Origin of the sequence: Corallococcus sicarius, from assembly GCF_003611735.1 — a bacterium.
GTDB lineage: Bacteria > Myxococcota > Myxococcia > Myxococcales > Myxococcaceae > Corallococcus > Corallococcus sicarius.
The window spans coordinates 1-9273 of the sequence record NZ_RAWG01000351.1; the positions used below are offsets into that span (position 1 = coordinate 1).

The window sequence follows — 9273 nt, forward strand, 5'->3', positions numbered from 1 at the left end:
CACCGGTCCCGCCCTCCTCTCGGCCGCCTCCTTCGACGTCCGCGACGGTCATCTCCCGCGGTCCCGGCTACGTGCAGCGTCCGGGTTCCACGGGTGGACGCCCCGGGGGTCCTCCGGGCAGCCGTCCGGGTGGTCCCAGCGGGCCGGGCAGCCGTCCGGGTGGACCCGGCGGGCCGGGCAGCCGTCCTGGCGCGCCCATGCAGGGCCGCCCGGGTGGGCCGCCCATGCAGAGCCGTCCGGGCATGCCCATGCAGGCGCGTCCGGGCCAGACGGGTCCGGTGCGTCCGTCCTCGCCGCCTCCGGGCGCCGCGGGGGCTCCGGTGCAGCCGAGTGGTCCGACCATCATGGTGGGCGGGGTTCCGCACGCCCAGGTGGCCCCCACGCCGGGCGCCCAGGCGCGCCCCACGGCCACCCAGGCCGTCGTCATCTCGCGTCCGCTCATCCAGGTCCGCCGCGTCACGCCGACCACGACCCAGGCCAAGCAGTACCCCATGGCCCCGGGCCGCACGGCGCTCGGCACCGAGAAGCGTGAGTACAAGGTCGTCCCGGATCACCTGGGTCGCGGCCGTGAGCTCGTGGACGTCTCCAAGAACAAGGAGCGCGGCCAGCGCAAGCGCACGGGTCCTGAGACCACCAGCGTGTCGAAGCAGGAACTGTCCGACATGGTCTGGGGCCGGATCGCCATCCCCATTCGCGGCAAGAAGCGCAAGCCCACGAAGAAGGGCGCCAAGACGCAGATCACCCAGATGGCCGAGGAGAAGAAGGTCATCAAGCTGCAGGAGGGCATCAGCGTGTCCGACCTGGGCCAGCGCATGGGTGTGCGCACCACGGAGCTCATCAAGAAGCTGATGGCCATGCAGAAGATGGCGACGGCGAACCAGATCCTGGACGCCGACACCGCGGAGCTCATCGCCACCGAGTACCACTGGAAGGTGGAGCGCGTGGGCTTCGAGGTGGAGGACTACCTCCCGGAGGTCACCGCCAAGGCGGAGGACGAGCGTCCCCGTCCGCCGGTGGTCACCATCATGGGCCACGTCGACCACGGCAAGACGAGCCTCCTCGACGCCATCCGTCAGGCCAGCGTGGCCGCGGGCGAGGCGGGCGGCATCACCCAGCACATCGGCGCCTACAGCGTGACCACCGCGCGCGGAGACGTCACGTTCCTGGACACGCCGGGTCACGAGGCCTTCACGTCCATGCGCGCCCGTGGCGCCAACGTGACGGACATCGTGGTGCTCGTGGTGGCCGCGGACGACGGCGTGATGCCCCAGACCATCGAGGCCATCAAGCACGCGAAGCTCGCGGAAGTGCCCATCGTCGTCGCCATCAACAAGATCGACGTGCCGGGCGCGAACCTGGACCGCGTGAAGAAGGACCTGGCCGCGCACGAACTGGTCCCGGAAGAGTGGGGCGGCGACACCATCATGGTGCCCGTCTCCGCGAAGACGAAGCAGAACCTGGACCTCCTCCTGGAGAACCTGGCGCTGCAGGCGGAGGTGTTGGAGCTGACGTCCAACCCGTCCCGTCCGTCCGTGGGCGCCATCGTCGAGGCGAAGCTGGACCGCGGCCGTGGCCCCGTCGCCACGGTGCTGGTGCAGGAGGGCACGCTCAAGCTGGGCGACGCCATCGTCACCGGAACGCACTACGGCCGTGTCCGCGCGATGAACAACAGCCGCGGCGAGTCCGTGAAGGAAGTGAAGCCGGGCTACTGCGCGGAGGTCATCGGTCTGTCCGGTGTGCCCACCGCGGGTGACGCCATCAACGTGGTGGCGGACGAGAAGGCGGCCAAGCAGATCGCCGACCACCGCGGCATGAAGGAGCGTCAGGCCGACCTCAGCAAGGTCAGCCGCGAGTCCCTGGAGCAGCTGTTCGCCAAGACGAAGGCGGGCGGCGGTCCCAAGGAACTGCGCGTCGTCATCAAGGCGGACGTGCAGGGCTCCGCGGAGGCGGTGCGCCAGGCGGTGGAGAAGCTCACCACGCACAAGGTGCGGGTGGTCATCATCGACGCGGGCGTGGGCGCCGTCACCGAGACGGACGTCATGCGCGCCGCTGCTTCCAAGGGCGTCGTGCTGGGCTTCAACGTCAAGCCGGAGTCCGGTGCCGAGGCCGCGGCCAAGGCGCAGCAGGTGACGCTGCAGAGCTACTCCATCATCTACGAGCTCATCGACGGGGTTCGTCTGGAGATGGAGGGCCTCCTGGAGCCCATCCGCACCGAGCGCAAGCTGGGCCGTGCGGAAGTGCGCAACACCTTCAACGTGCCCAAGCTGGGCACCATCGCCGGTGCGGCCGTCCTGGACGGCGTCATCAAGCGCGGCTCGTTCGTGCGCCTCATGCGCGAGAACAAGCAGCTCTTCTCCGGCAAGATGGCGTCGCTCCGTCGCTTCAAGGACGACGTCAAGGAGGTCGCGCAGGGCTTCGAGTGCGGTATCGGCATCGAGAACTTCAACGACCTCAAGGCCGGCGACATCATCGAAGCCTACGAGATCGAGGAGACCCGGCAGAGCCTGTCCTGAGTCTCGCGGTTCGCACTCGACGGACCCCCGGGAAGGCCCCACCTTCTTCCGGGGGAATGACGATGTGCCGGCGGTCGGCGCACGCGGATGACGCGCTGCGCCGCTGCCGGCCTGGGGAACCTTTATGTTCGTGGGTGTCGCACGCCTGACCCTCCAGATTCCGGAGAGCGCCTCGCTGAAGTCCAAGCGCCAGGTGCTCCGCCGGGTGACGGACCGGGTGAAGGCCCGCTTCAACGTGGCCGTCGCCGAGGTGGCTGACCAGGACCTCTGGCAGAAGGCGTCGGTCGCGCTGGCGGTGGTGGGCAATGAGCGCCGCCACGTGGATGAGCAGCTGGAGAAGATCATCCACTTCATCGAAGAGATGTACGTCGCGCCGCTGATGGCCCGGGAGACGGAGATCCTGGCCTTTGGCGACCGGCTCTATTCCGACAGTGGAGCGGGCATGTTCCGCGCTCCGGCGAAGGTGCCGGAGGACGAACTGGACGGCGAGGCCGACCTGTCGCCCGAGGCCGCGAACGCGCACTCGGAGGCGGCCATCGCGCGCTTCCTGCGCAGCGACCGGTCGCTCGCGGAAGCGGAAGGGTTGGGCTCCTGGGAGGAGCGGCACGAGGGTGCTGGCCCGGGGACTTCCCGGCCCCCGGCCGAAGGTGGAAATCTGTCGCTGGACGACGCGCGGGCCCGGGCCCGGGCGCTGCGCAACCCGCGAGATTGGGAGAAGAAATGACGACGCATTCACGACCCGAGCGCGTGGGGCAGGAAATCCAGGCGGCCATTGGCGCCCTGCTGACGCGCGGGGAGCTGCGCGACCCGCGCATCGGCTTCATCACCATCACCGGCGTGAAGGTGTCGCCCGACCTGCGCGTGGCGAAGGTCTTCTATTCGATGCTGGGCACCGACCAGGAGAAGGCGGACACCCAGAAGGGCCTGGACGCCGCCAAGGGCTTCGTGCGCCGCGAGGTGACCTCCGTGGTCCAGCTGCGCGTGTCGCCAGAGATCTTCTTCGCGTTCGATGCTTCCGTGGGAGAGGGCGACAAGATCGACCGGCTCCTGCGGGAGGTGCGCGGCAAGGAAGGTTGGTAGAACCCCCTTCATGGACGGCGTCCTCGTCATCGACAAGCCGCTGGGTCCCACGTCTTTCGACGTGGTGCGCCAGGTGCGCAGCCTGCTCAAGGTGAAGAAGGCGGGCCACACGGGCACGCTCGACCCGATGGCCACCGGGGTGCTGCCGGTGTGCCTGGGTGAAGCCACCAAGGTGGCGGGCTACATCACGGAAGGCGACAAGGCCTACGACGCCGTGGTGCGCCTGGGCATGGAGACGGACACCCAGGACGCCCAGGGCAAGGCGACGGCGGAGGCCCCGGTGCCGCCCCTGACGGCCGTGCTCCTGGAGTCGGTGCTCGCCCCCTTCCGGGGCACCTTCGAACAGGTGCCGCCCATGTATTCGGCGGTGAAGATCGCCGGCAAGCGGCTGTACGAGCTGGCGCGCGCGGGCGAAGAGGTGGAGCGGGCCAGCCGCACCGTGACGGTGCATGAGCTGGTGCTGCGCGACTTCTCCGCGGACCGGCTGACCCTGTCGGTGCGCTGCTCCAAGGGCTTCTACGTGCGCACGCTCGCGTTCGAGCTGGGCCGCGCGCTGGGCTGTGGGGCGCACCTGGAGGCGCTGCGGCGCACCGCGAGCGGACCCTTCACCCTGGCGCGCGCGCTGCCACTGGGGGAGCTGGCCTCGCTGTCGCGTGACGTCGTGGCCGGGCGGCTGGTGTCGCTGGGCGAAGCGCTGACGGAGCTGCCCTCGGTGCGGGTGAACGCGGAGGAAGCGCGGCGGGTGTCGCACGGCGTTCCGGTGGAGGTCGCGCCGCTGCCGGGCAAGGTGCGCGTGCTGGGCCCGGACGGCGCGCTGCTCGCGATGGCCGAGGTGGTGGGCGGGCGGCTGCGCTACCTGCGGGTGTTCAACTGAGTGGCCACCCGGAACCATGACATCTCCGTGAGCGTCGCTCCGGGCCTGCGCGGCGCCTTCGACGGGCGGCGCGAGCTGGCGCTGGGCGTCCCGGCGGCCGCGGGCATTGGCGACGTGGTGGAGGCGCTCCTACGGCTGTACCCGCGCACGCGCCAGCTGCTGGCGGGCGACGGCGGCGAGCCGGGCGGCCTGTACCTGCACGTGGCCATGGACGCGGCGACGGCGCGCGAGCTGGCATCGGGGAGCGGGGGACTTCCGGGCGGCTGCCGGTTGTATGTCTTCGCACTGTCCAGGCCGCCGAGGGGCGGACGGGCAGTCGTCGAAGGTTGACCCTACGGGGGGTGAAGCTTATAAGCGGCCCGCTCGTTAGAAGGACAATGGCCGGGTCTGTACCCCTCCGCGGACCCCGGCGGCACGAGCAGTCACCCCGGAGCGGGAATCAGGAAGAAGCCCCCATGTCGCTGCATCAGGATCGCAAGAGCGAGCTGGTCTCGAAGTTCCGCACCCACGAGTCCGACACGGGCTCCCCCGAGGTGCAGGTGGCGCTGCTGTCCGAGCGCATCAACATGCTCACCGAGCACTTCAAGACCCACAAGAAGGACCACCACTCCCGGCGCGGTCTGCTGAAGCTGGTCGGTCAGCGCCGCCGTCTGCTGGACTACCTCAAGTCCAAGGACGTGGCGCGCTACAAGAAGCTCATCGAGGGCCTCGGCATCCGCAAGTAGGCACTCGCAGCACCCGGGGCGCTGGCACACACCAGCGCCCCGCGCGTTTGTGCAGCACGTTTTTCCCGCCGCCGGGTGTTCACGCGCCAGGGGGCGGGAGTTGTTGGAAGTGTTCAAGAGGCGCGGGCGTGGGTGAAGGGCGGGCAAGGGAAGGGTGGAGACGGGCTCTTTTGGTTTCCGTTCAGACCGGCTGACCTGAAGCAACGGGTGGGCGGGTGTGATCAGGGATCAAGAGGTCCGAGTCATCCCTCCGGCGCTCCGCAACGGAGCCCATTACCGCAGTACAGGCAGCGGTGGTCTGGCACGTGCCTGCTTCAAGGCCCTGGCGACCGCTCATTCCCAGAGGGCCCCTGTCGGGCGGCCCGGCCCCGTGCGGGCCGGCCGTGGCTGACGTGGGTCCCTCGCACGCGAAGCAGGCACAGAGGCCACACGACATGTTGAAGAAGAGCGTCAAGATTGGTGAGAACGAGCTGAGCATCGAGACGGGCCGCCTGGCCAAGCAGGCCGACGGTTCCGTGGTGGTCCGCTATGGCGACACCATGCTGCTCGTCACGGCGGTGAGCGCGCGGGAGAAGAAGGACATCGACTTCCTGCCCCTCACGGTGGAGTACCAGGAGAGGCTGTACTCGGCGGGCCGCATCCCGGGCAGCTTCTTCAAGCGCGAGGGCCGGCTGACGGAGAAGGAGACGCTGACGAGCCGTCTGATCGACCGCTCCTGCCGTCCGCTGTTCCCGGAAGGCTACGCCTACGAGACGCAGGTCATCATCAGCGTCATCTCCTCGGACCCGGACAACGAGGGCGACATCCACGGTCTCACCGGCGCCTCCGCGGCGCTGTGGGTGTCGGACATCCCGTTCAACGGCCCCATCGCGGGCGTTCGCGTGGGCCGCGTGGGTGGCCAGTTCGTCGCCAACCCCACCGCGAAGCAGCGTGAGCAGAGCGACCTGGACCTCGTCATGGCGGTGAGCCGCGAGGCCATCGTGATGGTGGAGGGCGGCGCGGAGGAGGTCAGCGAGGCGGACATGGTGGCCGCGCTGGAGTTCGGCCGCGCCGCGGCCAAGCCCGCCCTGGACCTCCAGGACGAGATGCGCGCGGAGCTGAAGAAGCAGGTGCGCTCCTACGACAAGCCGGCCGCCATCGACGAGGGGCTGCGCACCCAGGTGCGCGCCCTGGCCATGGACGGCGTCAAGGCCGGCTACGCCATCAAGGAGAAGGGCGCGCGTTACGAGGCGCTCTCCAAGGCGAAGAAGGCGGCGCTCGCGGCCCTCAAGGAGAAGATGGGCGCGGAGTTCACCCCCACGGTGGAGAAGCACGCCAAGCAGGTGGTGGAGGACCTGAAGTACGACCACATGCGTGAGCTCACCGTGAACGGTGGCCGCATCGGCGACCGCGGCCACGACGTGGTGCGCACCATCACCAACGAAGTGGGCGTGCTGCCCCGCGCGCACGGCAGCGCGGTGTTCACCCGCGGCGAGACGCAGGCGCTCGTGGTGGCCACGCTGGGCACCAGCGAGGACGAGCAGCGGCTGGAGCTCTTGAGCGGCCAGGCCTTCAAGCGCTTCCTGCTGCACTACAACTTCCCGCCCTTCAGCGTGAACGAGACCAAGCCCCTGCGCGGCCCCGGCCGTCGTGAGATTGGCCACGGCGCGCTGGCGGAGCGCGCGCTGCGCAACATGCTGCCGGCGGGCGAGAACTTCCCGTACACGGTGCGTCTGGTGTCGGAAATCCTGGAGTCCAACGGCTCCTCGTCCATGGCCTCCGTGTGCGGTGGCACGCTGGCGCTGATGGACGCGGGCGTCCCCATCAAGGCGCCGGTGGCCGGCATCGCCATGGGTCTGGTGAAGGAGGGTGAGAAGATCGCCATCCTCTCCGACATCCTCGGTGACGAGGACCACCTGGGCGACATGGACTTCAAGGTCTGCGGCACGTCCAAGGGCATCACGTCCATCCAGATGGACATCAAGATCACCGGCCTCACCACGGAGATCATGAGCCGCGCGCTGGAGCAGGCGCGTCAGGGCCGCGTGCACATCCTGGCGGAGATGGCGAAGACGCTGAACGCTCCCCGCAAGGAGATCAGCCAGTTCGCGCCGCGCATCACGACCATCCAGATCCGTCCGGAGTTCATCAAGAACGTCATCGGGCCGGGCGGCAAGGTGATCAAGGACATCATCGCGCGCACGGGCGCGGCCATCAACATCGAGGACACGGGCCGCGTGGACATCGCCAGCGCGAACGGCGAGGCCGTGAAGGCCGCCATCGCGATGATCCAGGCGCTCACGCGTGAGGCGGAGATCGGGAAGATCTACACGGGCACGGTGCGGAAGATCGCCGAGTTCGGCGCCTTCGTGGAGCTGTTCCCGGGCACCGACGGCCTCATCCACATCTCCGAGCTGTCCGACAAGCGCGTCAAGGCCGTCTCCGACGTGCTGAGCGAGGGCGACGAGGTGCTGGTGAAGGTCGTCAGCATCGACAAGACGGGCAAGATCCGCCTGTCCCGCAAGGAGGCCATGGCCGAGCGCACCGCCGCCCAGGGCGCGCCTCCTCCGGCCGCGGTCGCCGAGGCCGTTCCCGACGCGAAGGCCTGATTCAGGCAGGGGCCTTCGCGCGACGGCCGCTCCTCTTCGCGGGAGCGGTCGCCTTCGTGGAAGGCCCCACCCGGACGCCCCGTTTCCTTCGCCTCCGGGCGAAGGGGCGGGGCGTTTTCGTTGCGGGGGCCGGTGGTTTAAACCCTCCCGAGGGCTTCCCGCGTTGATGGAGGACCGCCCTGGAGGCGTCCATGCCGTCCCGTCCCGCAGGCACCGAAGCCTCCTCAAGCAGCTTCCTCACGGATGTCTCCCGCTTCCTGGGCGCGTTCCGCTGGGCGTTCATGCCCCTGGGGCTGCTGGCGCTGGTGGCGGTGGGCGTGCACGCGGCGGCGGACACGCTGGATGACCGGCTGCTCACGGCGGTGGACCGGTTGGACTCCGCGTTCGACGGGTTCGTGGGCCGGTACCCGGCGACCGCGTCCCTGGTGGACTGGGTGTCGCTGGAGACGCGCACCCGGCTGGCGCGCGCGCTGACGCTGGCGTGGGAGCTGGCGGCGGACCTGCTCCTGGCGCTGCCCGCGCTGGGCTACCGCGAGGTGGCGGCCCCCGCGCCCGCGGAGGCCTGGCGCGCGGCGCTGCTGTCGGAGCCGGCCGGGCCTGCGTCGTGGAAGGCGCTCCTCCAGCGCTGCGTGCGGCGGCCCACGCCAATGCGGTGGGTGCGGCCGCTGGCCACGGCGGGCGTGGTGCTGGCGGGGGCGTGCACGGTGGCGCGGCTCGTCCAGGGGACGGTGTACCTGTCGTGGCGGCCGCTGTTCGGCGACACCGTGGCGGACCTGTCCGCGCGGGGGCTGGCGGTGGCGGCGCTGTGCGGCGTGAGCGTGTCGCTGGGCTGGCGCGCGGTGCTTCGCAACCTGCAGCACGCGGACGCGGCGTGCGCGGCGGTGGGGCCTCGGAGGGCGTGGACGCGCGGGCTCCTGGGCTGCGTGCTGGTGGCTCCCCTGGGGCTGGCCGCGGTGTGGGACGCCGCGCCGGTGCTGTCCTTCCTGCGCTGAGGGGTGACGCATGTTCGCTCGACGCGCCCGGGGACTCCTGGACTTCACCTTCGCGCTCCTGTGCGTGTGGTGCGCGTACCACCACACGCCCGCGGGGGCGCTGGTGCGGCGCACGGGGGCGTGGGCCTTCCACACGCGCACCACGGCGCGGCCGCTGCTGGCGTACTACGATGGCGTGAGCGGCACCGCGGTGCCCACGCCGGCCGCTCTACCGGCCTCCATGCTCACGCGGGTGCCCACGAGCGCGGAGGCGCTGGCGTGGGGGACGCACTCGGCGCTGAAGGGCCTGGAGCCGAAGGCGCGCGAGCCCGCGCTGGCCCTGGCGCGCGAGGTGGGCATCGCTCCGGAGACGCTGTTGGACCCGGGGCGCGGGCTCGCGGCGACCCGGCGCCTGCTGGATGCGGTGGCCAAGGACTTCTCGTCGGAGGAGGCGCGGGTGACGGCGGTGTTCGCCGGGCGGGTGCCCGCGCGCTTCGCGCTGGAGCGGGTGGGCGCGGGCAC

At 70.4% G+C, this 9273-nt stretch carries 8 protein-coding genes and 1 pseudogene; all 9 read left to right on the forward strand.

What is annotated here, in order from left to right; translation table 11 throughout:
- A partial coding sequence (gene infB, locus D7X12_RS35180) for a translation initiation factor IF-2 (protein WP_244224966.1) occupies nucleotides 1-2513 on the forward strand: 2513 nt, incomplete at its 5' end.
- Between the two features lie 124 nt (nucleotides 2514-2637).
- Nucleotides 2638-3237: a DUF503 domain-containing protein gene (locus D7X12_RS35185; RefSeq protein ID WP_120629584.1), complete on the forward strand. Its 600-nt coding sequence runs from the start codon at nucleotides 2638-2640 to the stop codon at nucleotides 3235-3237.
- Complete coding sequence (gene rbfA, locus D7X12_RS35190) at nucleotides 3234-3593, forward strand: 30S ribosome-binding factor RbfA (RefSeq protein WP_120610954.1); 360 nt, start codon at nucleotides 3234-3236, stop codon at nucleotides 3591-3593. Before D7X12_RS35185 ends, rbfA begins: the two co-directional genes overlap by 4 nt.
- Nucleotides 3594-3603: 10 nt before the next feature.
- Entirely contained in the window at nucleotides 3604-4467 is an 864-nt protein-coding gene (gene truB / locus D7X12_RS35195) for a tRNA pseudouridine(55) synthase TruB (RefSeq protein ID WP_120629585.1), read from the forward strand.
- Nucleotides 4468-4797: a hypothetical protein gene (locus D7X12_RS35200; protein ID WP_120629586.1), complete on the forward strand. Its 330-nt coding sequence runs from the start codon at nucleotides 4468-4470 to the stop codon at nucleotides 4795-4797.
- Nucleotides 4798-4922: 125 nt separating this feature from the next.
- Nucleotides 4923-5192 (forward strand): 30S ribosomal protein S15, encoded by a 270-nt coding sequence (gene rpsO, locus D7X12_RS35205; protein WP_120629587.1) that lies wholly within the window; start codon nucleotides 4923-4925, stop codon nucleotides 5190-5192.
- 434 nt (nucleotides 5193-5626) lie between these two features.
- Nucleotides 5627-7780 (forward strand): polyribonucleotide nucleotidyltransferase, encoded by a 2154-nt coding sequence (gene pnp / locus D7X12_RS35210; RefSeq protein WP_120629588.1) that lies wholly within the window; start codon nucleotides 5627-5629, stop codon nucleotides 7778-7780.
- Nucleotides 7781-7971: 191 nt separating this feature from the next.
- Nucleotides 7972-8772 carry a hypothetical protein gene (locus D7X12_RS35215; protein ID WP_120629589.1) on the forward strand — a complete coding sequence of 267 codons (801 nt, stop codon included), beginning with the start codon at nucleotides 7972-7974 and terminating at the stop codon, nucleotides 8770-8772.
- Nucleotides 8773-8782: 10 nt separating this feature from the next.
- Nucleotides 8783-9273 (forward strand): annotated as a pseudogene (locus tag D7X12_RS35220) (M23 family metallopeptidase); the annotation flags it as partial.